Below are 22591 nucleotides of genomic sequence, written 5' to 3'. Positions count from 1 at the left end.
TTGTCGGGGCGGGCCCCGGGCCTTACCGCCTTACGGCGGTGACGAATGCCGTCCAGGCGGTGGGGGAGAGGACGAGGGCCGGGCCGGTGGGCCGCTTGCTGTCACAGACGGGGACGTGGCCGGGGACGTTGAGGGCGGCTTCTACGCACTCGCCGTGGTCGTCGTCGCTGTGGCTGTCTTGGTCCAGGTGACGAATGACGTCCAGGCGGCGGGCGGCGGGGCCAATGCCGGGCCACTGGGCCTTTTACTGTCGCGTATTGGGACGCAGTCGAGGGTATCGAGGGCTGCTTCTATGCAGTTGCCGTGGTCGTCGTCGCTGTGGCTGCTCTTCGTCCAGGTGGCCGCGCCGAGCTCGGTCGTCTCCATCGCCGTACCCCTTCATCGCCTCACTGATCAGAGCGGCTGACTCGTCGGCCGACAGGGCGTCAGCCCTGAGTAGATCGTATCTCTGGGTAAAGCGGGCGACGAGCTCCGGATCGTCGGTGAAGTGCCCTCGATACAGCGATTCCGTGTAGAGCCATTCGTGCCCACCGGGAAGCCTGATGATGGTCATGGGAGCCTTGGGCCGCATGAGATGGGGGTCGTGGGCAGGAGCGACCTGAATGCGAATATTCGGCTGGCTCCCCAGAGCGAGCAAGCGGGCGCACTGTCTCTGCATGATCAGTCGACTGCCGACCATATTGCGGATGCAGCTCTCGTCCAACACTGCGATGAGCGTTGGCCCGTCCGGACAGAGGAAGCGCTCCTGTCTACGCATGCGCAGGTGGATGCGTTCCTCCGTTGCCGAGCGATTGACCCTGGAGAACAGCGTCCGCGCGTAATCCTCGGTCTGAAGCAAGCCCAGCACTACCTGCGTCTCGTACTCCTGGATGGAAACCGCCTCCTGTTCCATCTCCACCCGCCGCTTGAACCAGTCCGGTCGTTCCACTTCCTGGTACCAGTCGATGCGTACCCATAGCCGCATCAACGCCCCGCCCGTGTCCAGGACTTCGTCGGCGCGCTTGACCAGCCAGTCCTTCGGTACGCGCGTGGCCAGTTCGATGCGTGCGATCAGGGAGCGATCGCAGGGGATCATCTTGCCCAGGTCCGACTGTGTGAGGCCCGCCGCCTCCCGGAGGCATTTCAACAGCTCGCCGAAGATCACGGCGGTTGTGGCGTCGCGTTGCTCCATCGCTTCCCCTCCCTGTCCCGTTCTGACAGGTAAACCCACGTAGGAGTACGGAAGTTACTGCCTTTCCGAACGTAAGGGGTCATGTCGCAAGGAATGGTCATCCGCGGGGGCGGCCTACGGTACGGTGCCGCGTAACGAAGCGACCCCCGACGCTGGTTGCAGCCGGCGAGGGGGGTCTACACCCGTAAGGGAAGGCACTCCCCACAGATGCTCAAGCATGCTATCGCCCCCGCGCGTTTCTTCACGCAGGTGTCGAACGACATCATCCGCCACCCCCGGCTGTCGGCCGAAGCCGTACGCCTGCTGACCTGGCAGCTTTCGCTGCCGGACGGTGCGGATCACCCGCTGTCGGAGACCGCCAAGCGGGCCGGGATCAAGAAGACTGCGTTCATCCGCGCGAAGCGGGAACTGATCGCCGAGGGGTACGTCCACGAGTGGCGCCGTCAGGGGCGCGGCGGGCGCTGGGTGACGACCCAGCTCGTCTCGAACGTACCGCTGAGCCCGGAGAAGGCGGTGGCCGTACGCGACGGCGACTGTCCACCGAGTGCCGTGCAACCGGCCGTCGGTGAGCCGGAGTTCCGGTCCGCCGGTCATTACCCGGACAACACTGATGAGAAGACGTACGACCCTCCCTCCCAGCCCTCCGTGGCGCTGCCGCCTCAGCTCGTGCAACGTGGGGTCCAGGCACTGGCCTCGGTCTCGCACCGCGAGCGTCGTCTGCGGCTGACGGGGCGCGAGGTGACCGGGCTGGCGCCGCTGGTGGCGGAGTGGTTCCTGCGGGGCGCGTCCCTGACGGAGCTCCGCGAGGCCCTGACCACCGGCCTCCCCGAACGCATCCACTGCGCCGCCGCGCTCGTACGGGACCGGTTGCAGCGGAAGATGCCCGAGGCGCGGTCGTTCGCGGAGCAGCGCGACGCGGAGGCGGGCCCGCCCGAGCCGCGCCTCGCGGGTATGCGGGAGTGCCAGGGTGAGCACACCCAGCCCTGCTTGTTCCGCCCGGTCGGGGACGAGGCCCTGTGTCCGTCCTGTCGACAGCGGAGGGCGGAAGCCGTTGCCGACGCGGGCAGCGTGCCGGACACGACTTCCCGGGGCGCGGCAGCGGTTCGGGAAGTACTGCGCGGCGGCGCGGGGGCGTTGGAGAGCCCGGCTTACAGCTTCTGGAACGACGCCGTGTAGACGCCGGTCTCCTGGGTCACTCCGCCGGGCTGGAGGCACTGCTGGATGCTCGGCTGGACCACGTCGAGGACGGTCTCGACGGTGTCTCCTTCGAACTCGCCGGCCGTCGCTGTGCCTCTGAAGGTGCTGAGCACGTCACTACCGGTCGAGCTTGCGGTGAACTTGCCGCTGGCCGTGCTGGTCCTGCCGTTGTTCCAGTGGAACGTCAGGGTGGCCGGGCCGGTGAAGACCGGCGTCAGACAGGACAGGGTGAAGGTGCCGTCGAATGACTCCGTCCTGCTGGTCAGGGTGGGGTCTGTCGAGGCGCAGCTCATGTGCTGGTCCGTGTGGACGTGCACAAGCTGAGGCTTCAGCGTCAGACCGGGGGTGAAGGTGTCCTGTTCTGTGCCCTTGCAGAGGACATCGACGGTGACGGCGTGGGCGGAGGTCGCCGGTCCCGTCAGAGGGAAGGTCATGGCAAGCAGCAGCGCAGCTGCTGCTGAGGCAGGTACGGTTCTCCTGGTCTTCAGCGCACGCATGACAGACCCTTTCGTCCGGTACGGGGTACGACGGCCCCGTCGAATACCGGCCATGGTCGACCCGTCCGGGTCGCCGTGGACATGCCCGCGAAGGGGCGCACAGGCGCCTCCCAGGGCGCGCACGACACCCGGACACCTCTCCCGCCGGGTTCAGCGTGCCGCGAGGTCGAGTGCCGGCCCCTCTGACGCGGCAGAGCCTGATTCCGCGTTCAGTGCTCCTCGCGCCGGACGGCGATCAGTTCACGGCGTCGGTTCCACTCCTCCGCGCTCACGGAATTCAGCATGCAGTCCCGCCATGCGCCGTTGATGAAGCGGTGGTCGGGCTGTATGCGGTCCGGGGAGAATCCCAGCTTGCCGAGCGCCCCGTGCTCTTCGAGCGCCTTCATCCTCGGTTCGTTGTCCAAGGGGATCCACCCGCTGACGCGTCGCACCCCGAGCTCCCGGAAGGCGAAATCGAGGATCACGCAATGCGCGTCGGTTCCGTAGCCGTGTCCCCATTCGTCCGAGGCGATGGCACAGCCGATGTCCTCGACCTGGGTGCCGGAGTGCTCGATGCGGACGAAGCCGATCGCGCGGTCTTCTTCGCGCCTGGTCACCGCCAGATAGAACTCGGTCCGCGGGGACAACTGCGCGCTCTTGACCGCTTCTTCGATCCTGGCCCGGGTCTCGTCGTGGTTGCGGCTGTCGAACGACAGCCATTTGGTGACACGGTCGTCGCCGAACACACGCTGCATGTCGCCGACGTCGTCGAGGGTGAAGTCGCGCACCACGACCGCGTTGCCGACCAGCCTGAGGGGATACACCGCAGGGCCTCCTCGTCCATGGGTGCCTGGCGCCGGATGCCCCCGGCGCGGAGGCCTCAGCCGGACATTCCAGCCGACCGCGTCGGGACGCGGCAAGAGGCCGGTATGCGCTTCCGGACAGAGGACGCGCTCTCCCAGGGCGTGGGTAAGTCGGCGTCGAACGTGCCGCGATCCCGGTGGTGAGTAGGTCGGAAAGTCGGGCGCTTGGCGTGTGCCGTTAGAAGTTCGTGCAAGTTCCTGGCATGGGAGAGTTGACCCAGCGCAAGCTCGGTCATGTTGTTCGCCACTCAAGACACCGGAGGGCGCCATGACTCTGCATCGACTGGGCAAGGACCCCGAGAGCCCCAACAACGGGTCACCGACTGTGTACGTGGACGACGAGACCGGGAACTACATCCTGCAAGGCTGGCGTGTCACCGACCCCGAGCGGTTGGCGCAGATGGACATCCCGGCCCATGAGACCGTGATCGAGTTCCCGAAGCGCATGATGCAGTTCTTCCCGGAGGTGAACAGTGGCGACGGCCACGACGTTTGAGGAGCTGTTCCGCTCCGCCCGATTCAGCGCGTACCACCTGGAGATGCGGGACGCGTACGGTCTCGATGACGACTACCGGGAGTGGACGGCAGGCAACCGGTTCGATCCGGCGGAGCGCTGGCCCTGGTGGATCGAACTGGTCTCCGCTTCGGTGGCCCGTGGTGTCGCTGTGCATCGGGCGCGCGTCGTCTCCGAGCCGGTCTCCGGGTACGTGCGGTATGAGTACGAGCTCACCAGCGCGCACAACGTCAAGGCCGGTGAAGTCGTTCGATGGCTGCCCCGCCGGCAGGCTTCCGGGCTGGCTCTGCCCGGTAACGACTTCTGGCTGTTCGACGGTACGTCGGTCCTGTTCAACCATTTCGCCGGGGACGGGACGATGACAGGCGAAGAGCTGGTCACCGACCCCGCCGTGGTGGAGCTGTGCGCGTCCGCGTTCGCCACGGTGTGGGAGCGCTCGGTCCCGCACGAGGAGTACCGGCCGGCCTGACGGCGCGTACCCGGATCAGTCGAACGTGACTTCCTCGTCCAGCATCCAACGAGCCCGAGAGGCCCTGGGCAAGCGCCTGCGCGAGATCCGGAAGGATTCGGGTCTGACAGCGCGGGAGCTTGCCGCACGGGCGGGCTGGCACGAGAGCAAGTGCAGCCGTATCGAGAATGGCCGTACGGGCCCGTCGGACGACGATCTGCGGATGTGGGCGCTCCATTGCGGCGCTGAGGGGCAGACGGCCGACCTGATCGCAACGGCGCGCAACATCGACGGCGCGTATGTCGAGTGGCGGCGCATGGAGCGCTCCGGGCTGCGTCGCGCGCAGGAGTCGGTCATTCCGCTGTGGGAACGCACGCGGCATTTCCGCGCCTACTCGTCGTGGCTCATCCCCGGCCCGCTCCAGACCCGTGCCTACATCGAGGCACTGTTGAGGTCCATTCGTGATCGGCGCGCGCTACCTGATGATCTGGAGGCGGCCGTGCAAGTCCGCGTCGACAAGCAACGCGTTCTGCACGAGGGGCCACGTCGCTTCGCCGTGATTCTGGAAGAGAGCGTGCTACGGCACCGTATCGGTGGCGCTGAGACCATGGCTGGGCAACTTGGCCACCTGTTGTCCCTCGCGACGCTGCCCAACGTCAGCCTCGGAGTGATCCCGTTCAGCGCCGACCGCACAGCGCTGTGGCCGGTGGAAGACTTCTGGATCTTCGATGACATCCAGGTCAACGTCGAGTTGATCTCCGCGTTCCTCACGATCACGCAGCCGCACGAGATCGACATGTACGCCCGCACCTTTGCCGGCCTCGTCGGCTTGGCCGTCCACGGCGCTCCTGCGCGTGCGCTCATCGCAGCGGCGATCGACGCCGTCGGGTGACCGCGCGCAAGTCCGCGCAAGTTCGTTGAGGCCAACTCCACGATGTTCCTAGCTTGTCCTCAACGGACGACATACGAGGCGGCGGCATGGCCCCTCGCGAAAGAGGAGGTGGGCAGATGAGCGCTGGGAGCGTCGACACGTACGAGACGCGTACACCCGATACCGAAGGATGGCGTGGCATTCCCTTCCGTCACCCGGTCGACATGGAGGTGGACGGCGGCAAGCACGACGGGGGACCCATGCCCCCCGAGGCTCCGCGCGACCCACAGCCCGGCAGTGGCAACGGCGGCAAGTAGATCGGTCGGCCCGGCATCGCCGAGTGACTGCCCCGGCTGATGTTCGCTGTGGACGTCAGCCGGGGCTCGCCGATCAAGAGGGCGGCGAGCGCGTCCTCGACGGGTCGAGGTCGGATCAGATGGACATCCCCAACCATGAGACTGTGGTCGAATTCCCGTGACGGACGGTGCAGTTATTCCCGGAGGTGCATGGTGGCAGTACCGACGTTTGAGGATCTCCTGCGCCGGTGCGAGCGGTCCGCCGTTCATCTGGAGATGCGCGACGGCTACATGCGCGACGATCCGATGTTCGTGGCATGGCGGGGAGGGCACCGGGATGACCCGGCCGACCGGGATTCGTGGTGGCGGCCGTGGCTGACCCTCATCGAGCAGACCACGGCTCGTGGCGTGGAAGTGCGCCGAGCCCGCGTCGCCAGCGAGCCGGTCTCCGACTATGTGCGGTTCGAGTACGACGTGACGTTCTCCAACGTCGTGGCAGGTGAGCAAGTTCGTTGGTTGCCTCGCCACCGCGCCACTGACCTCGCTCTGCCGGGCAACGATTTCTGGTTGCTGGACGGCACCACGGTGGTGGTCAACCACTTCGGCGGGGACGGGCAGTTCACGAGCGAGGAAGTCACCACGGAACCGGCGTTGGCCAAGCTCTGCGCATCGGCTTTCGAAGCGGTGTGGGAACGAGCAGTGGCCCACGAGGAGTACCACCCGGCCTGACCGTCACATGCCCTCGCGCGGGCGCCGGCCGATTCTTCGGCGAGCGTGAAACCTGACACATCGCCAGAAAGTGCCCCCACCTTTACTGTTACATTGCCGGTACGACCTGTCCGGAATGCGGCCAATGGCGCGCACTTCTGCCTATGGGGGGCTTTTTCATGTCGATTTTCAGACGCTTGGCGTCCGTTCCGCTCGTGCTGACGGTCGGTGCCGGGGCGCTCGCGCTGGCCGGGCCCGCGCAGGCCGACTCGGGGGGCGCGGCCGACGTGGTGGCCAAGCTGCCGGTCGGCTCGTTCGGTCAGATGGTGGTCGACGAGGCGAACCAGCATGTCTTCATCGCCGAGAGCGGCAACTCCGGTACGGCCTGGAAGCTGCTCGTCTACAACTTCCGGGGTGAGCTGGTCAAGGCGTGGGACGACGCGGCGGTCACCGCGCTGGCGCTCAGCGAGGACGGGCGGACCCTGTACGCCGCGGGCGGCGCGCTCTACGAGTACGACACCGCGACGCTGACCAGGAAGACCAAGAACTTCTTCCAGAACACCACGTGGGGGAGCTGCGACCGGCAGTTCGCCCTGTCCGGGGACAAGGTCTGGTACACGCACCCCGATTCCAGCGGTAAGCAAGGCTGCGCCGACGGGTACTTCGAACTGTGGAACCTGAAGGGCCCCCTGTGGGGCGAGGTCCGCGAACGTGACTTCCGGTACGCCATCAACGGGCCCATGCGCCTGGCCGTGTCGCCCAAGCTGCCCGGCAAGATGATCCTCGGCACGGACGCCACCCCGTCCAGCCCGAACCCGGCGCTCTACCTGCTCGACATCTCGGGCGAGAAGATAAAGATCGATCAGCAGCGCTTCTTCACGAAGGGGGCGGACGCCGCCGGCTTCGATCTGAAGGACATGGCGTTCAGCCCCGACGGCAAGCGGCTGGCCGTCGCCGACGGCAAGGGCGGGCACCGTCTGCTCAACAGTTCGGACCTCTCGGACGCCGCGACCGGCTACCAGCCGCTGACGGACGGGGCCCGGGCCACGGCGGTGGCCTTCAGCGGCGACGGCAAGTACGTCGCCCGTGGCGCGGCGGCCTCCGGTGACGGCGCCGACATCCTCGTGCAGAACGCCGACCCGGCGACCGGCACCCAGCAGCGCGCGTACGTTTTCGACAAGCCCGACCAGGGCGACCGGGTGGCGCAGCGCGGCCTGGCCTGGGGCGGCAAGGGCCGCGACCTGTTCGCCGTCACGACGAACGCCGAGCACAGCGGCTACTGGCTGCGGGTCCTGCACGACCCGCAGCCGGTGTACGACGCGCGGTTCGCCGGGGAGCTCGGAACCGACGCGCAACAGCCCGTCGTCGGCGCCCGGTTGAAGATCAACGGTCGGCTGGAGCTGGACGGGCCCGCGCCCGCCGAGCCCGTCAAGGTGACAGCGGTACGTGAGGACGCCGACGGCAAGCACGCCGTGGGCGAGGCGACCGTGGCGGAGGACGGGACGTTCACCGTCGAGGACACGCCCGCGCGGGTCGGCCGGGCCGTCTACACCGTTTCGTTCGCCGGTGACGCGTCGCACCGTCCGGGCAAGGACGCCACGCTGACGGTCCAGGTCGCCAAGGCGAAGTCGGCCATCGGGCTTTCCGCGCCGGAGCGTTCGCGCATCGGGCACGAGCTGGACTTCACCGGCAAGCTGACGTCCGACGGCGCGGCGATCCCGGAAGGTCAGACGGTGACGGTGGTCCGCAAGGCGCCGCTGGGTGCGGAGAAGACGCTGGGTACGGCGAAGGTGGCCGCCGACGGCACGTTCCACGTCGTCGACAAGCCGTGGGCGGCGGGCAGGACGACGTACACGGTGAGCTGGAACGGCGGCGACTCCCACGAGGGCGCGTCGGCGACGGCGACCGTGAAGGTCGGCCTGCGCGGCTGAGCCGGCCGAAGGCCCCCTGGCGAGGCGTCAGTCGGCGATGCCCAGCACCGCCGCGTGGGCGCGGAGGCGCCCGCCCGCCAGGGTCGCGCCCGCCGTGTCGCCGCAGGACGTCGCCACGACGAGGGCCTGGCCCGCGAGGGTGTGGGCGCGCTGGTGGAGGGCGCTGACGCGGGCCGGGTCCGCGGTGGCCGTCGTCGGTGCCGCCCGCAGGGGCGGGGCTCCGCGCAGTCGCGTGACCCGTTCGGCGAGCCGCCGCGCGGCGTCGTCCAGCGCGGGCGCGGGGGTCAGCGCGCGCAGTTCGTCGGTGACGGTCAGCAGGGCGGTGAGGTGGCCCGCGAGGCGGATGTCGAGTTCCTCCTCGCGGGTGCGCCGCGGCCCGCGGATCTTGCGGCACTGGCCGGCCATGCTGTGGACCGACTTCGTGCGGATCGGCTCGTACATCGATGGCCTCCTGGGTACACGTAAGAAGGCCATCCTAACTTAGACAGCGTCTAAAGTTGTTCTGCTTACAGATCGGATGCGGGCTACGGCTGGCTGTAACCGTCCAGGAAGTTGCCGATCCTGGTCACGGCCTCCGCCAGATCCTTGGTGTTGGGCAGTGTGACCAGGCGGAAGTGGTCCGGCTCCGGCCAGTTGAAGCCCGTGCCGTGCACCACCATGATCTTCTCGGCACGGAGCAGGTCCAGGACCATCTGCCGGTCGTCCTTGATCTTGTAGACCTTCGGGTCGAGCCGCGGGAACGCGTAGAGCGCGCCCTTGGGCTTCACGCACGTCACGCCCGGGATCTGGGTCAGCAGCTCGTGCGCCACGTCGCGCTGCTCCAGCAGCCGGCCGCCCGGCAGCACCAGGTCGTTGATCGACTGTCGCCCGCCGAGGGCCGTGGCCACCGCGTACTGCGCGGGCATGTTCGCGCACAGGCGCATGTTGGCGAGGATCGTCAGGCCCTCGATGTAGCTGTCGGCGTGGGCCTTGGGGCCGCAGACCGCCATCCAGCCGCTGCGGTAGCCCGCGACGCGGTAGGCCTTGGAGAGGCCGTTGAAGGTGAGGGTCAGCAGATCCGGGGCGATGGCGGCCGTGGGGGTGTGCGTCACGCCGTCGTAGAGGATCTTGTCGTAGATCTCGTCGGAGCAGACGATCAGGTTGTGGCGGCGGGCGATCTCCGTCAGGCCGCGCAGCATCTCGTCGTCGTACACCGCACCCGTGGGGTTGTTGGGGTTGATGATGACGATGGCCTTGGTGCGGTCGGTGACCTTGCGCTCGATGTCGGCGAGGTCCGGCATCCAGTCCGCCTGCTCGTCGCACCGGTAGTGCACGGCTGTGCCGCCCGCGAGCGACACCGACGCCGTCCACAGCGGATAGTCCGGGGCCGGGACGAGTACCTCGTCGCCGTCGTCGAGCAGCGCCTGCATCGACATCTGGATCAGCTCGGAGACGCCGTTGCCGAGGTAGACGTCCTCGACGGACAGCTCGACGCCCTTGGTCTCGTAGTGCTGCACCACCGCGCGCCGCGCGGACGGCAGCCCCTTGGCGTCCCCGTAGCCGTGCGCGTCGCCGACGTTGCGCAGCATGTCCTCGAGGATCTCGGGCGGGCACTCGAAACCGAAGATCGCCGGGTTGCCGGTGTTGAGCTTGAGAATGCGATGACCTGCCGCTTCCAGCCGCATCGCCTCCTCGAGCACCGGGCCACGGATTTCGTAGCAGACGTTGGCGAGCTTCGTTGACTGGATCACCTGCATGACGGCCACCTTACGGGGGCGCACAGGGGGTCGCGCGCGCTTTACGGCCGCGTGGGTGCGGCACACGCGGGCCCGATGTGCCCCGGATCATGCGACCGGCGTGCGACGGACCGTGCGCCCCACAAGAGCATCCGTACGCCTGCCGTCTTTCATCACAAAGCTGCCATCGATCAGGACAAAAGGAATGCCGGTCGGAAGGGTCCTCGGGGCTTCGAAAGTGGCGCCCGCGGCGACCGTCTCCGGATCGAAGAGCACGAGATCCGCACGGAATCCCTCGCGCACAAGACCCCGGTCGGGCAGCCGCAACCGGGCCGCGGGGCGCGACGTGAGATGCGCCACGCACTCCTCCAGCGACAGCACTCCCAGCTCACGGACGTAGCGGCCCAGGTAGTGCGGGAACGTTCCGTACGCGCGCGGATGCGGCTTGCTGCCGTGCAGGATGCCGTCGCTGCCCGCCGTGTGCGCGGGGTGCCGCATGATCGCCCGTACGTTTCCCTCGTGGCCCACGTGCTGGAGGACCGTCGGCCCGAGGCGGTCCGCGAGCAGCAGGTCACGGGCCGTCGTCCACGGCTCCTCGCGGCGCCGCCGTGCCGCCCCGGCGATCGTGGTGCCGACGTATTCGGCCGACTCCGGGTGTGTGACGCCCGAGATCTCGACGGCGTCCCAGTCGACCGGCACCCCGTGACAGCCGTCCGACCCTTCGACTTCCATGGCGTGACGGATCCGGTCCGCGGTCCCGTCGTCCCGCAGCCGCGCCAGGACCGCGTCCGGCCCGCCCTCGTTCGCCCAGCTCGGCAGCAGCGCGGCGAGCGTGGTGCAGCCCGGGGTGTACGGATAGGTGTCCAGGCTGATGTCGGCGCCCGCCGCGCGCGCCGCGTCCAGGAGCGCCAGCAACTCGGGGGCGCGGCCCTCGTTCACCCCGAAGTTCATCGTCGCGTGGGCGAGGTGCAGCGCGCAGCCCGCCTCCCGGGCGAGGGCGATCACCTCGGCGTACGCGGCGAGCGCGCCCGCGCCGTAACTGCGGTGATGCGGGCAGTAGTAGCCGCCGTACGCGGCCACGACCCGGCACAGTTCGGTGAGTTCGGCATCGGTCGCATACATGCCGGGCGTATACGTCAGCCCGGACGACATGCCGACCGCGCCCTGCTCCAGCCCCTCCGCGACGAGCCTTCTCATCCGGTCGAGTTCGCCGGCCGTGGCGGGACGGTCCTCCCAGCCGACGGCCAGCGCGCGGACGGTGCCCTGGGGGACGAGGTACGCCGCGTTGACGGCCGTGCCCTGGCGGTCGAGGCGGTCGAGGTATTCGCCGACTGTGCGCCAGTCGAAGTCGATTCCCTCTCCGCCGCCGTTCCAGCCGGCGATCTGGGTGCGGACCCCTTGCAGGGTGCGGTCGTCGACCGGGGCGTAGGAGAGACCGTCCTGGCCGATGACTTCGAGGGTGATGCCTTGGGCGGCTTTCGCCGTGTGGGCCGGGTCCTGGAGGAGGGCCAGGTCGCTGTGGGCGTGCATGTCGATGAAGCCGGGGGCTAGCGCCAGGCCGTTCGCGTCTACGACGCGTTTGGCGGTGGGGCGTTTGCCGTCGCCTTCTCTGTGGATCTCGGCGATTCGGCCTTCGGCCAGGGCGATGTCGGCTCGGTAGGAGGCTTTGCCGGTGCCGTCTATGACGCGGGCGTTGCGGATGACGAGGTCCATGTGCGGTGTCTTTCTCCCGTTCTCCCGTGGGGCGCCTGCGGCGGGCTTGTTCCCCAGCCCCGCCCCTTCCCGAAACCGGGGGAGACCCCCGGACCCCGCAACACGGCTTCGCCGCGTTGTCCTCAAACGCCGGACGGGCTGGATTTGCGGACCGTGGTTCTTTGGTCTGCGGCCCGCAGGCTTGCGGCCCGCAGGTTGTGGACCACGCCGGCAAAATCAGCCCGTCCGGCGATTGAGGACGCGGCCGCAGGCCGCCCCCGCCGCAGGCGGCAACGGACCCGCAGGCGGCGAACCGGCCCGCAGCCGGGGGAAGACTCGCCGCAGGCGGCGACGGCCGGTGGTCAGAAGAAGGTGCGGATGTAATCCGTGACCGTGCCGTCCTCCGCGGCCAGCGGAATGAGCTGCCACTTCTCGAAGACCGTGCACGGGTGCGACAAGCCCAGCCCCACCCAGTCCCCGACCTCCAGCTCGACCCCGTCGTCGAGCGAGACGAATGCATGCTGATCGGCCAGCCCGATGACCGTCATGCCGGAGGCACCCCGTACGGAGCCGTCACGCGCGGACCGTACGACCTGCGGCTGCGGCAGGTCCAGGTCGTACGAGGCGTCCCGCTTGCCCGCGTTGAGGTAGGCCCGGCCCGGTTCCGGGCGGGAGACGACCTGGGTCCACAGCCGGAAGGCGGGCCGCAGGGCGCCCTCCTCCGGGTGGCGGTTGAACGGCGTCTTGTGGTGGTACGAGCCGTCGTCGTGCGTGACGTACGCACCCGAGCGCAGCAGCTTCAACACCGGTGCGGACAGCGGCGGGAGCTCCCCGAAGACCTCGGCGACCGTGTCGAACCACGCGCTGCCGCCCGCGCTGACGACGATCTCCTCCACCCCGGCGAACCGGCCCGCCTTGTCGAACTCGACCGCCAGTCCGGTCAGCCGCCGCAGCCAGGCGCGCACGGTCCCGGCGTCGGCCCCCGGGATCTCCGCCTCGTACCCGGCGACGCCCACCAGGCGCAGTGTGTCCGTGGCCGCCACGGCGTCCGCGACGGCCCTGCCGTCGGCCTCCGTGCGGATACCCGTACGGCCGCCCTCGGCGCCCAGTTCGACGACGACGTCGAGGGGACGGACCGCTCCCGCCGCGCGCAGGGCCGCGTCCATCAGCTCGACGCCGCGCACCGAGTCGGCATAGGTGACGAGGCGGAAGTCCGGGTCCGCGGCGAGTTCCGCCGCCAGCCAGCGGAGCGCGGACGCGTCCACGACCTCGTTGGCGAGGAAGATCCGCTGGATGCCGAACGCGCGGTAGACGCGGACCTGCGTGGGTACGGCGGCCGTGATCCCCCAGGCCCCGAGCTCCAGTTGGCGTGCCAGCAGCTGCGGGGCGAGGGAGGTCTTGCCGTGCGGGGCGAACGCGAGGCCGTGCTCGGCGGACCAGCGCTCCATGAGCGCGAGGTTGTGGTCCAGCGCCTCGGCGGACAGGGCGAGCACGGGCGTGGTGAAGCCGCCGGTGAACAGCGAACGCCGTTCCGCCGCCAGCTCGCCGACCGTCAGGCCCTCGGCGTCCGGCGGCAGCCCTTTGAAGCGGTGGTCGACGCGTTCCTCCGCGAGGCGGGCGAGGGCGTTCTCGGCCTCGGCGGAGGGGCGGGCGGCGACGGCCATGGAGCCTCCAAGATCGGTCGGGTCGACGGCGTTGCATCCTGTGCAACATTCGTTGCGCAGGGCGCTCAACGCTGTCTAACATCCCGGCAAGCGGTGGGTCAACGGTCCGTCGGACCGCTCGGGGAACCGTTGCATAGTGCGCATAAGGCGCGGATCAGGGGGCGAGGCGTCATGATCGCGAACGTCTCCGGGGGGTCGGATGTCTTCGGCCCCGATGACTTCGACCCCGACGCTTTCGACGTGGTCTGCGTCGGTGAAGCGATGGTCACCTTTCGGCCCGCGCGGCCCGCGGCCTCGGGGCGGCTTGTCGATGTACCGGCCTTCGAGCGGGGGGTCGGGGGTGCGGAGTCGAATGTCGCGTGCGGGTTGGCTGCCGCCGGGCATCGGGTTCGGTGGGTCGGGCGCGTCGGGGCGGACGGGTTCGGGGAGTACGTGGTTGCGGCTGTCGCCGCGTTCGGGGTGGACGTTGCTGGGGTGCAGCGGGATTTCAGGCGGCCTACGGGGGTGTACTTCCGTACTGCCGGGGAGCGGGCGTTCCCGAAACCGGGGGGTGCCCCCGGGCCCCCGGCTGTTCCGCCGTTGCCGCCTGCGGCGGAGAGCGGCCTGCGGCCGCGTCCTCAAACGCCGGACGGGCTGAATTGTTGCCCGGACGGGCTGAACAGCTGCCCGGACGGGGTGAATTGTTGCCCGGACGGGCTGAAAGGCGCGCACCCGGTGCCAGGCCCGCCCCTCTCCGACGTCCTCTACTACCGTTCCGGGTCCGCCGCCTCCGCCATGTCGCCCGCGAACCTCCCTCCCGACAGCGTCGGAGCGGCCCGCATCCTTCATCTCACCGGGATCACCCCCGCCCTCTCTCCCGACTGTCTCGCTCTCACCCGGGAGCTGACGAGACAGCGCGCCGGGCGGCCGGTCGTCTCGTTCGACGTCAACTACCGGGCTCCCCTGTGGCAGGGCGGCGGCGCAGCCGTCCTCGTCGGGCTCGCCCGTGCTTGCGACATCGTGTTCGTCGGGGAGGACGAGGCAGAAGCCGCCTGGGGGGTGCGGGGTGGTGCCGACGCGGTCAGGGCGGTGCTGCCGGAGCCGGGCGTGCTGGTCGTCAAGCAGGGGGCCGCGGGGGCCACAGCGTATGTGCGTGAGGGCGGCGCCGACCGCGTCGTGACCGTACCCGCCCTCCGCGTCGACGTCGTCGCGCCCGTCGGTGCCGGGGACGCCTTCGCCGCCGGGTTCCTCTCCGGCACCCTGCGCGGGCTGCCCGTCGAGGAGCGGCTGCGGCACGGGCACCTCATGGCGGCCGCTGCCCTGACCACCGCCGAGGACCTCGCCGCGCCGCCGCCCCGCCCGTACGCCGACCGGCTCGTCGCCCTCGACGACGCCGCATGGGGCAGACTGCGTCTCGGACCCGGCTGGACCATGGAGGACCGCACAGCATGAGCCAGACCGTCGACCGCGCGCTCCGTATCCTCCCGCTGCTCGCCGAGGGCCCCGCCAACCTCGAACAGGTCGCCGGACGGCTGGACGTCCACAAGTCGACCGCGCTGCGCCTGCTGCGCACCCTGCACGAACACGGCTTCGTCTACCGGCAGCAGGACCAGCGCTACCGCCTCGGCGCCCGCCTGTTCGCCCTCGCACAGCAGGCCGTGGAGGGCCTCGACGTACGGGAGATCGCCCACCCCCACCTCGTCGCCCTCAACGAGCTCTGCGGCCACACCGTGCACCTCGCGGTCCACCAGGACGACGAGGTGCTGCACATCGACAAGGTCGACAGCCGGTACCCCGTGCGGATGTACTCCCGCATCGGGAAACCCGTCGCGATCACCGTCGCCGCCGTCGCCAAGCTGCTCCTCGCCGACCTGCCGGAGCCCGAGCGGCGCGCCGTCGCCGAACGGCTCGACTACCCCGCGTACACCGCCCGTTCCACTCCCAACGCGGCCGCGTTCCTCAGGGAGCTCGCGACCGTCCGCGCACAGGGCTGGGCCACCGACCTCGGCGGCCACGAGGAGTCGATCAACTGCGTCGGGGCGCCCGTCCGCGGCGTCGACGGCCGTGTGGTCGCCGCCTGCTCGATCTCCGCGCCGAACGTCGTCGTCACGGCCGCGGAACTCCTCGAACTCCTCCCGCTGCTGCGCCGCACCGCCGACGCCATCAGTGCGGAGTACTCCGGGAAACCTCATATTCATTAAGGAGAGTTCATGACCGAGAAGCTCGAAAAAATAGCGCTCACCCCGGCCACCCACACCGCCCCGCCCGCCAAGTTCTCGCACGGCGTCAGGAAGGGCAACATCCTCCAGGTCGCCGGCCAGGTCGGGTTCCTGCCCGCCGTCGAGGGCGAGGAGCCGGTCCCGGCCGGCGACACCCTGCGCGAGCAGACCCTGCAGACCCTCGCCAACGTCAAGTCGATCCTGGAGGAGGGCGGCGCGAGCTGGGAGGACGTCATCATGCTGCGCGTCTACCTCACCGACCCCGGCCACTTCGACGAGATGAACACGATCTACAACGAGTACTTCGCCGACCTCAAGTCGGTCCCGTCGGCGCGCACCACGGTGTACGTCGGCCTGCCGGGCGACCTCCTGGTCGAGATGGACGCTCTCGCCGTCCTCGGCTGAACCTCCTGTCGTACGCCGGCCGGGCGCGAACCGGCCCGTCCGGCGTACGTGAACCCCTGCGCGCCCCTGCCTGGAACTGCCTGTGACCCCTACGGAGTTGCCATGCGCATCACGCTCGCCGCAGGCGGAAAGGGCGGTCTCCTCGCCCTGATACCGGGAACCGGCGGCCTGCTCACCGTGGCCGCCCTCGGGATCGCGCTCCTCCTCCTGCTGATCATCAAGGTCAGGCTCCAGCCCTTCGTCGCCCTGCTCGCCGTCTCCATCGCGGTCGGCCTCGCCGCGGGCCTGTCCGTCACCGAACTCTTCGGCACCGTGCAGAAGTCCGGGGCCGTCTCGCTCGTCGAAGCGGGCATGGGCGGCACCCTCGGGCACATCGCCGTCATCATCGGACTCGGCACGATGCTCGGTTCCATCCTGGAGGTCTCCGGCGGCGCCGAGGCCATCGGCTCGCGGCTGCTGGCGCTCTTCGGCGAGCGGCGCGCCCCGCTCGTCATGGGCGTCACCGGCGTCGTCTTCGGCATCCCGGTCTTCTTCGACGTCGGCATCTTCGTCCTCGCGCCGCTCGTGTACGCGGCCGCGAAGCGGAGCGGCCGGTCGATCCTGCTGTACGCGCTGCCGCTGCTGGCCGGGCTGTCCATGACGCACGCGTTCCTGCCGCCGCACCCGGGCCCGGTGGCGGCCGCCGGGCTGCTGAAGGTGGACCTCGGCTGGGTGATCCTGATGGGCGCCGCCGCGGGCGTCCCGGCCGTGCTCGCCGCCTGGGCGTACGCCGCGTGGATCGGCGCGCGCGTCTTCGTGCCCGTGCCCGCCGACATGGCCGAGGCCGCGGCGGAGGCGCGGGCGGCGGTGGCCGCCGAGCGGGCCGAGGGGAGCGAACGGCCGGTGTCCATGGGTGCGTTGGCCGCCGTCATCGGCACTCCGCTGGTGCTGATCCTCCTCGCGACGTTCTCCTCCGTGGCCTTCGGCCCGAGCACGGGACGGTCGGTCGTGGAGTTCTTCGGTCACCCCTTCGTCGCCCTGACGCTCGCGCTGTTCCTCGCGTACTACCTGCTGGGCATCCGGCGCGGCTGGTCGCGCGCGGCACTGGAGAAGGTCTCGACGGCCTCGCTGAAGCCGGTGGGCAACATCCTGCTCGTCGTCGGCGCGGGCGGGGTGTTCGGCGCGGTGCTCAAGGGCAGCGGCGTGGCGAAGGCGCTCGCCGACACCTTCGACAGCGCGGGACTGCCCGTCCTCGTCCTCGCCTGGCTGCTCTCGGTGGTCCTGCGGGTCGCGCAGGGCTCGGCGACGGTCGCGATCGTCACCACGGCGGGCATCGTCGCGCCGCTGCTGTCGGAAGGCCGCCACTCCCAGGCCCAGTTGGCGCTGGTCATCGTGGCCGTCTCGGCGGGATCGATCTTCGCGTCGCACGTCAACGACGGTGGCTTCTGGATGGTGGCCAAGTACTTCGGGATCTCGGAGCGGGACGCCCTGAAGTCGTGGACGGTGCTGGAGTCCGTCCTGTCGGTGGCCGGGTTCGCGGTGGCGGGGCTGCTGAGCACGGTCGTGTAGGTCCTGGTTCGTCCTCTTGAAAACGCTGCCGGAAACCGGTCAACTTCCCTCTCACTTGCGGCCTTTTGATTGCGCGCGCCCTCACCGGCCCCAACAATGCACACGTCAAAACTGACCGCCACTGACCGCTTCGGAGAGGATCCACCCCCCATGACGCGTTTCAGCAGACCTCTCGTCGGCACGCTCGCGACGCTCCTGCTCACGGGAACGGCGGTGGCGGGAGCCGGTACCGCCTCCGCGGCCGGGCAGTCGCCGGCGGCCAGGACCAAGGCCGTCGACTTCGCCGGGACGGTCGCGCTCAGCAACTGCTCCGGCTCGCTGATCAAGCTGCCCAACTCGGCGGACAACGACCCCGGCCTGGTCATGACCAACGGTCACTGTCTGGAGACCGGCATGCCGGGCCCCGGCGAGGTCATCACCGACCAGCCGTCCTCCCGCACGTTCACCCTGCTCAACTCGAACGCGGGCAGCGCCGGCACGCTCCGCGCCACCAAGGTCTCGTACTCCACGATGACCGACACCGACGTCACGCTGTACGAGCTCGACCAGACGTACGCGCAGATCAAGCAGCGCTACCGGATCGACGCGCTGAAGCTGTCCTCCGACCACCCGACCGCGGGCACGCCGATCAAGGTGGTCTCCGGGTACTGGAAGAAGATCTACTCCTGCAACGTCGACGGCTTCGTCTACCGGCTCCGTGAGGCCGACTGGACCTGGAAGGATTCCCTCCGCTACACCCCGTCGTGCAACACGATAGGCGGCACGTCCGGTTCGCCGGTCATCGACGCCAATTCGGGCAAGGTCGTCGCCATCAACAACACCGGTAACGAGAACGGTGAGCAGTGCACGATGAACAACCCGTGCGAGGTGGACGAGAACGGCCAGGTGACCGTGCGCCAGGGCATCAACTACGCGGAGGAGACGTACGGCATCGGCGACTGCTTCGGCACGGGCAACAAGCTCGACCTGAGCCTGCCGAACTGTGCGCTGCCGCAGCCCGCGGGCGAGGAGTACGCGCGGCGGTAGCGGCCCGGGGCTTCGCCCCGGACCCCGCAACACGGCTTCGCCGCGTTGTCCTCAAACGCCGGACGGGCTGAATCAGCCCGTCCGGCGCTTGAGGGCGGGGCCGCTGGGGGCACCCCCGGACGGAGTCTGGGGGACGCTCCCGCCGCAGGCGGGTCCGGCTACGGCAGCGCGTGCACGTGCGGTCCCACGACGCTCGACCAGGCGTCGGCCGCCGTCGCGTCCCAGTTGGTGGACCACGTCATCGCGCCCCGGATGCCCGGGTACGTCTTCGACGGCTTGAACGAGCCGCAGTGCGTCCCCGTCGCCAGGCAGTCGAGCGCGTCGTTCACCACGGACGGGGCCACGTATCCGCTGCCCGCGCCCCGCGTGGAGGCGGGCAGGCCCAGGCCGACCTGGGACGGGGCGAGGCCGCCCTCCAGCTGGACGCAGGCCAGGGCGGTGAGGAAGTCCACCGTGCCCTGCGCGTAGACCTTGCCGTCGCAGCCGTTCATCGAACCGCTGTTGTAGAACTGTGTGTTGACGACGGTCAGGATGTCCTTGATGTTCAGTGCCGTCTGGAAGTAGCCCGCCGACGTCGACTGCATGTCGATCGTCTGCGGCGCCATGGTGATGACGAGCTTGCTGCCCGCCTTCGCCGACAGGGCGCGCAGCGCCTGCGTCATATAGGTCGGGTTGAGCCCGTTCTCCAGGTCGATGTCGACGCCGTTGAAGCCGTACTTCTGCATCAGCGCGTAGACGCTGTTGGCGAAGTTGTTCGCGGAGGCCGAGTCGTTGACGCTGACGGTGCCCCGCTCGCCGCCGATGGAGATGACGACATTTTTCCCGGCTGACTGTTTAGCGGCGATGTCGGCTTTAAACGCGGCTTCCGAATAATTCAGCGACGGGTCGAGCGTGAAGTCGACCGCCCCGGGCGTGGTCGTCGCGTCGGCGAAGGCGACGGCGATGATGTCGTACTGGCTCTGGACGTCACCGATCTTCTGGACGGTGGCACCGTTGTTGAAGTTCTGCCAGTAGCCGGTGACCGCGTGCTTCGGCACGGACGGCCCGCCGCCGCTGCCCGCGCTGGTGGTGGCCGTGACCGCCGCCGACCTGGGGGACTCCCCCGAGGCGTTGGCGGCCGTCACCTCGAAGCGGTACGAGGTCGACGGCGCGAGCCCCGTCACGGTCGCCGATGTGCCGCTGACGGACTGCACCTTGCTGCCGTCCTGATAGACGTTGTAACCGGTCGCGCCGGTGGCCGCCGCCCAGGACAGCGCCACGGACGAGGAGGTGACCGCCCCCGCCGTCAGCCCGCCCGGGGCGTTCGGGACCGGGTCGCCCGGATCGCCGCCGCCCGGCCCGGTCAGACTGAAGTCGTCCGCGAAGTACGCGGGCTGCCCGTACCAGCCGTGCGTCCAGACGCTGACCGAGGTGGTGTTCGGACCGGTGGTGAAGCTGGTCGTGAGCTGCTGCCAGTCGCTCGCGGACGGCGTCCAGGTCGACACGTCCGTGGTGCCCGTACCGCTCGCGCCGAGATAGACGTACGAGCCCTGGACCCACGCGCTCAGCGTGTACGAGGAGTTGGGGAGCACGCTGACGGTCTGCGCGCACTGGGCGCTGTCGGAACCGGCGGGCGTGGCCTTGAGGGCGCCAGTGCCGCCGTGCACGGGCGAGGAGACCACGGTGCCGCTGCCGCCCGTACAGCTCCAGGGGGAGAGCCCGGACTCGAAGCCGGGGTTCCGCACGAGGTTGGGGTCGGCGGCCCGCGCGGGGGAGCCGCCGAGGGCCGTCAGCCCGGCGGCCGCGAGGACGGTGGCCAGAACCGCGCCGAGGCGCCGTCTCCTGCCGATGGATATGACGCGTTCCACTACTGCCTCCGGTGGGAAGGGAGTTGAGGGTGTGATTCCGGGGAAGGCCCAGGGGGGTGCGTGGGGGACGTGGGGGAGGGCCGTCACCGTATGCGCGTAAAGATGGTCTAGTCCAATGCGTCCGTCAATACATTCGTCAAGGCTTCACCGGAAGTCCCCAGGCCACCGCGGGGGCGCACGGGTCAAACCCCGAGGAGCGGTTCTCAGCCGCTCCATTCGTGGATAAAGTGCGGAGGCGCCAGCACCGGGCAGTTTCGATGTGCGGCCGCCGCAGCCCCCGCGGCCGGAGTGAACGGGGAAGCCGACGTGCCCATCGCGATAGCGGTCACCAGCCCCGACCTGGTGCTGCCACCACCCGACGGGCAGGCCCCCGACGCGGCCGTGTTCCAGCCGCCCGACGCCCAGCCGCTCGACACCGCCGTCACCCAGACCGCGATCCTGCTGGACCAGTGCGGCTACGTCGTCACCCTCTACCCCGACTCGCTCCCCGGCCCGTACGTCCGCCGCCTGCACATGATCCGGTCCGTGCTGGAGAGCGACCGGCTGGCCCTGCTGCCGCTCGCGCTGCCGCCCCTCGCCGTGGGCGTCCTGGCCCGCCAGTTACGCCAGTTGTCCGTGTCCGACCTGAGCCCCGGTGTGCTCGCCTCGGCGGCCCGGCTGCTCGCGCACTACGTCTACGCGGGCGCCCAGCTCTCCAGCGTCGCCCGGCTCGACCGGGTGGAGGTCGGCCTCGGCACCCACCTCGGCTCGTACCTCCCGGGCACCCGGTTCGGGGTTCTCGTCAACCCCGCGCCCCGCCTCGTCCGCGTCACCGACGAGGCGCCCGACGGGCCCGCCTTCGGCACCGTCCTCACCGTCGGCCGCGGCAGGCCCGTCAAGGGCGACGACTGGGTGGTCGGCACCCTCGCCCCCCACTGGCGCGTCCAGGGCGTCCAGGAGACCGCCCTGCCCGTCGAATCCGGCCGCTGGTGGGGCACGCACCGGGCCGTCGAGTTCGCGGCCGCCATCCCCGACCCCTCCGTCCTCTACCAGCTCGTGTCGTCCGTCCGGCGCGAGGAGTGCCACTGGTGCGGCCTCGAACTCATCGGTGACCGCTGCGCGTTCTGCTCCGGACCCCTGCCGCGCGCCGCCGGCGGGCACGCCCTCGACCCGCCCGCCCGCCACCGCGCCGCCCCGGCCGGACGCTGAACCGCGATGCCGCGCCCGCCCCGCGCTCCTACGGCCCACCACAGGCCCCAGCCCCGAACGAGGTCCGCCGCCCCATGAACTCACGCCAGCGCCGCGGGATCATCCTGCTGCTCCTGTCGGTCCTCTGCGCGCTCGGCGCGTTCGCCGGGGTGTTCTCGGTCATCCACGACGCGGAGTCGAAGCTCGGCCCCGAGACCACCGCCTACCGGCTGCGCGCCGACATCCCCGCCTACCAGCCGCTGGAACAGGCGGCGGACCGGTTCGAGAAGATCTCGATGCCCAAGCGCTGGCTGCCCGCCACCGCCGTCACCGACCTCGGCGACCTGACCGGGAAGATCGCCGTCACCCCCCTGCGCAAGGGCTCGCTCCTCCAGGAGGACATGATCACCCCCCGGCCCGAACTCAAGCCGGGCCAGCAGGAGATCGCCATCATGATCGACGCCGCGACGGGCGTCGCCGGGAAGATCGACACCGGCTCTCGGGTCAATATCTTCGCCACCTTCGACGGCAAGGACCAGGGCACCAAGCCCGTCTCCAAGGTCATCGTGAGCAACGCCCGGGTCCTCGCGGTCGGCAAGCTCAAGGCCCTCGACCGCGACGGCAACAGCGGCACCGGGGCCACCACCCGGCACGCGGGCGAGGCCGTGCCCATCACCTTCGCGCTCGACACCAAGGACGCCCAGCGCGTCGCGTACGCCGAGTCGTTCGCCTCGCACGTACGGCTCGCCCTGGTCGCCCCCGGCAGCGACGACGAGATCAGCAGCGGGGACCGCACGTACACGCTCGACGGCGACAAATAGCGGCCGGGGAACGGCACAGGAGAGGCGAGGACA

24 protein-coding genes are annotated in these 22591 nt (G+C 69.8%); 14 read left to right on the top strand and 10 right to left on the bottom strand.

Annotated features, from left to right (window positions below; translation table 11 throughout):
- Positions 1 to 22: 22 nt before the first annotated feature.
- The 3 genes from ACWD4A_RS01430 to ACWD4A_RS01420 are packed head-to-tail and all read right to left on the bottom strand — an operon-like array spanning position 23 to position 1171.
- The gene (locus ACWD4A_RS01430; protein WP_451187982.1) at positions 23 to 187 is read right to left on the bottom strand and encodes a DUF397 domain-containing protein; all 165 of its coding nucleotides are present in this window, start codon (positions 185 to 187) and stop codon (positions 23 to 25) included.
- The gene (locus ACWD4A_RS01425; RefSeq protein WP_451187980.1) at positions 142 to 294 is read right to left on the bottom strand and encodes a DUF397 domain-containing protein; all 153 of its coding nucleotides are present in this window, start codon (positions 292 to 294) and stop codon (positions 142 to 144) included. Before ACWD4A_RS01425 ends, ACWD4A_RS01430 begins: the two co-directional genes overlap by 46 nt.
- Entirely contained in the window at positions 245 to 1171 is a 927-nt protein-coding gene (locus tag ACWD4A_RS01420; RefSeq protein ID WP_451187835.1) for a helix-turn-helix domain-containing protein, read from the bottom strand. Before ACWD4A_RS01420 ends, ACWD4A_RS01425 begins: the two co-directional genes overlap by 50 nt.
- A 207-nt stretch (positions 1172 to 1378) precedes the next feature.
- On the opposite strand from ACWD4A_RS01420, the gene ACWD4A_RS01415 reads away from it, so the two are divergent.
- A complete protein-coding gene (locus tag ACWD4A_RS01415; RefSeq protein WP_451187833.1) occupies positions 1379 to 2347 on the top strand; it encodes a hypothetical protein in 969 nt (322 codons plus the stop codon).
- On the opposite strand, the gene ACWD4A_RS01410 is transcribed toward ACWD4A_RS01415, so the two are convergent.
- Both ACWD4A_RS01410 and ACWD4A_RS01405 read right to left on the bottom strand, forming a co-directional pair.
- On the bottom strand, positions 2320 to 2802 hold the full coding sequence (locus ACWD4A_RS01410) for a hypothetical protein (RefSeq protein WP_451187831.1): 483 nt from the start codon (positions 2800 to 2802) through the stop codon (positions 2320 to 2322). The genes ACWD4A_RS01415 and ACWD4A_RS01410 overlap by 28 nt on opposite strands.
- 272 nt (positions 2803 to 3074) lie before the next feature.
- The gene (locus tag ACWD4A_RS01405; protein ID WP_451187829.1) at positions 3075 to 3668 is read right to left on the bottom strand and encodes a GNAT family N-acetyltransferase; all 594 of its coding nucleotides are present in this window, start codon (positions 3666 to 3668) and stop codon (positions 3075 to 3077) included.
- A 307-nt stretch (positions 3669 to 3975) separates the two neighbouring features.
- Between ACWD4A_RS01405 and ACWD4A_RS01400 the strand changes: the two genes are divergently transcribed.
- The 6 genes from ACWD4A_RS01400 to ACWD4A_RS01375 all read left to right on the top strand — a co-directional run bounded on the left by ACWD4A_RS01400 (position 3976) and on the right by ACWD4A_RS01375 (position 8475).
- Positions 3976 to 4203 (top strand): hypothetical protein, encoded by a 228-nt coding sequence (locus ACWD4A_RS01400; RefSeq protein ID WP_451187827.1) that lies wholly within the window; start codon positions 3976 to 3978, stop codon positions 4201 to 4203.
- Positions 4204 to 4246: 43 nt separating this feature from the next.
- Entirely contained in the window at positions 4247 to 4690 is a 444-nt protein-coding gene (locus tag ACWD4A_RS01395) for a DUF6879 family protein (RefSeq protein ID WP_451187978.1), read from the top strand.
- Positions 4691 to 4715: 25 nt separating this feature from the next.
- Positions 4716 to 5561, top strand: a complete 846-nt coding sequence (locus ACWD4A_RS01390) for a helix-turn-helix domain-containing protein (RefSeq protein WP_451187825.1) — start codon at positions 4716 to 4718, stop codon at positions 5559 to 5561.
- 116 nt (positions 5562 to 5677) lie between these two features.
- The gene (locus ACWD4A_RS01385; RefSeq protein ID WP_451187823.1) at positions 5678 to 5857 is read left to right on the top strand and encodes a hypothetical protein; all 180 of its coding nucleotides are present in this window, start codon (positions 5678 to 5680) and stop codon (positions 5855 to 5857) included.
- A 189-nt stretch (positions 5858 to 6046) separates the two neighbouring features.
- Positions 6047 to 6565 (top strand): DUF6879 family protein, encoded by a 519-nt coding sequence (locus tag ACWD4A_RS01380; protein ID WP_451187820.1) that lies wholly within the window; start codon positions 6047 to 6049, stop codon positions 6563 to 6565.
- A 176-nt stretch (positions 6566 to 6741) separates the two neighbouring features.
- Complete coding sequence (locus tag ACWD4A_RS01375; RefSeq protein ID WP_451187819.1) at positions 6742 to 8475, top strand: Ig-like domain repeat protein; 1734 nt, start codon at positions 6742 to 6744, stop codon at positions 8473 to 8475.
- A 27-nt stretch (positions 8476 to 8502) separates the two neighbouring features.
- On the opposite strand, the gene ACWD4A_RS01370 is transcribed toward ACWD4A_RS01375, so the two are convergent.
- The 4 genes from ACWD4A_RS01370 to ACWD4A_RS01355 all read right to left on the bottom strand — a co-directional run bounded on the left by ACWD4A_RS01370 (position 8503) and on the right by ACWD4A_RS01355 (position 13546).
- Entirely contained in the window at positions 8503 to 8916 is a 414-nt protein-coding gene (locus tag ACWD4A_RS01370) for an SCO4983 family protein (RefSeq protein ID WP_451187817.1), read from the bottom strand.
- A gap of 83 nt (positions 8917 to 8999) precedes the next feature.
- Positions 9000 to 10211 (bottom strand): pyridoxal phosphate-dependent aminotransferase, encoded by a 1212-nt coding sequence (locus ACWD4A_RS01365; RefSeq protein ID WP_451187815.1) that lies wholly within the window; start codon positions 10209 to 10211, stop codon positions 9000 to 9002.
- An 87-nt stretch (positions 10212 to 10298) separates the two neighbouring features.
- Complete coding sequence (locus tag ACWD4A_RS01360) at positions 10299 to 11903, bottom strand: N-acyl-D-amino-acid deacylase family protein (protein WP_451187813.1); 1605 nt, start codon at positions 11901 to 11903, stop codon at positions 10299 to 10301.
- Positions 11904 to 12244: 341 nt separating this feature from the next.
- Positions 12245 to 13546: an alanine racemase gene (locus tag ACWD4A_RS01355; RefSeq protein WP_451187811.1), complete on the bottom strand. Its 1302-nt coding sequence runs from the start codon at positions 13544 to 13546 to the stop codon at positions 12245 to 12247.
- A 261-nt stretch (positions 13547 to 13807) separates the two neighbouring features.
- Here ACWD4A_RS01355 and ACWD4A_RS01350 point away from each other — a divergent pair, with 261 nt between their 5' ends.
- The 5 genes from ACWD4A_RS01350 (at position 13808) to ACWD4A_RS01330 (ending at position 18723) form a co-directional block, all read left to right on the top strand.
- Complete coding sequence (locus ACWD4A_RS01350) at positions 13808 to 14977, top strand: sugar kinase (RefSeq protein WP_451187976.1); 1170 nt, start codon at positions 13808 to 13810, stop codon at positions 14975 to 14977.
- The gene (locus ACWD4A_RS01345) at positions 14974 to 15726 is read left to right on the top strand and encodes an IclR family transcriptional regulator (protein ID WP_451187810.1); all 753 of its coding nucleotides are present in this window, start codon (positions 14974 to 14976) and stop codon (positions 15724 to 15726) included. Before ACWD4A_RS01350 ends, ACWD4A_RS01345 begins: the two co-directional genes overlap by 4 nt.
- A gap of 9 nt (positions 15727 to 15735) precedes the next feature.
- On the top strand, positions 15736 to 16149 hold the full coding sequence (locus ACWD4A_RS01340; RefSeq protein WP_451187809.1) for a RidA family protein: 414 nt from the start codon (positions 15736 to 15738) through the stop codon (positions 16147 to 16149).
- Between the two features lie 102 nt (positions 16150 to 16251).
- The gene (locus ACWD4A_RS01335; RefSeq protein ID WP_451187807.1) at positions 16252 to 17697 is read left to right on the top strand and encodes a GntP family permease; all 1446 of its coding nucleotides are present in this window, start codon (positions 16252 to 16254) and stop codon (positions 17695 to 17697) included.
- A 150-nt stretch (positions 17698 to 17847) separates the two neighbouring features.
- Positions 17848 to 18723, top strand: a complete 876-nt coding sequence (locus tag ACWD4A_RS01330; protein ID WP_451187805.1) for a trypsin-like serine peptidase — start codon at positions 17848 to 17850, stop codon at positions 18721 to 18723.
- A gap of 158 nt (positions 18724 to 18881) precedes the next feature.
- Here the strand turns inward: ACWD4A_RS01330 and ACWD4A_RS01325 are convergent, their stop codons facing one another.
- Entirely contained in the window at positions 18882 to 20570 is a 1689-nt protein-coding gene (locus ACWD4A_RS01325; RefSeq protein WP_451187803.1) for a chitinase, read from the bottom strand.
- A gap of 306 nt (positions 20571 to 20876) precedes the next feature.
- On the opposite strand from ACWD4A_RS01325, the gene ACWD4A_RS01320 reads away from it, so the two are divergent.
- Together ACWD4A_RS01320 and cpaB are read left to right on the top strand one after the other, a co-directional pair.
- Positions 20877 to 21758, top strand: coding sequence for a hypothetical protein (locus ACWD4A_RS01320; protein ID WP_451187801.1), 882 nt, complete (start codon positions 20877 to 20879; stop codon positions 21756 to 21758).
- 74 nt (positions 21759 to 21832) lie between these two features.
- Complete coding sequence (cpaB, locus tag ACWD4A_RS01315; protein WP_451187800.1) at positions 21833 to 22558, top strand: Flp pilus assembly protein CpaB; 726 nt, start codon at positions 21833 to 21835, stop codon at positions 22556 to 22558.
- Positions 22559 to 22591 lie beyond the last annotated feature (33 nt).

Source organism: Streptomyces sp. NPDC002537 (assembly GCF_053594975.1).
The sequence above is the reverse complement of the archived record's forward strand: the minus strand, read 5'-3'. Positions and strand labels throughout refer to the sequence as shown.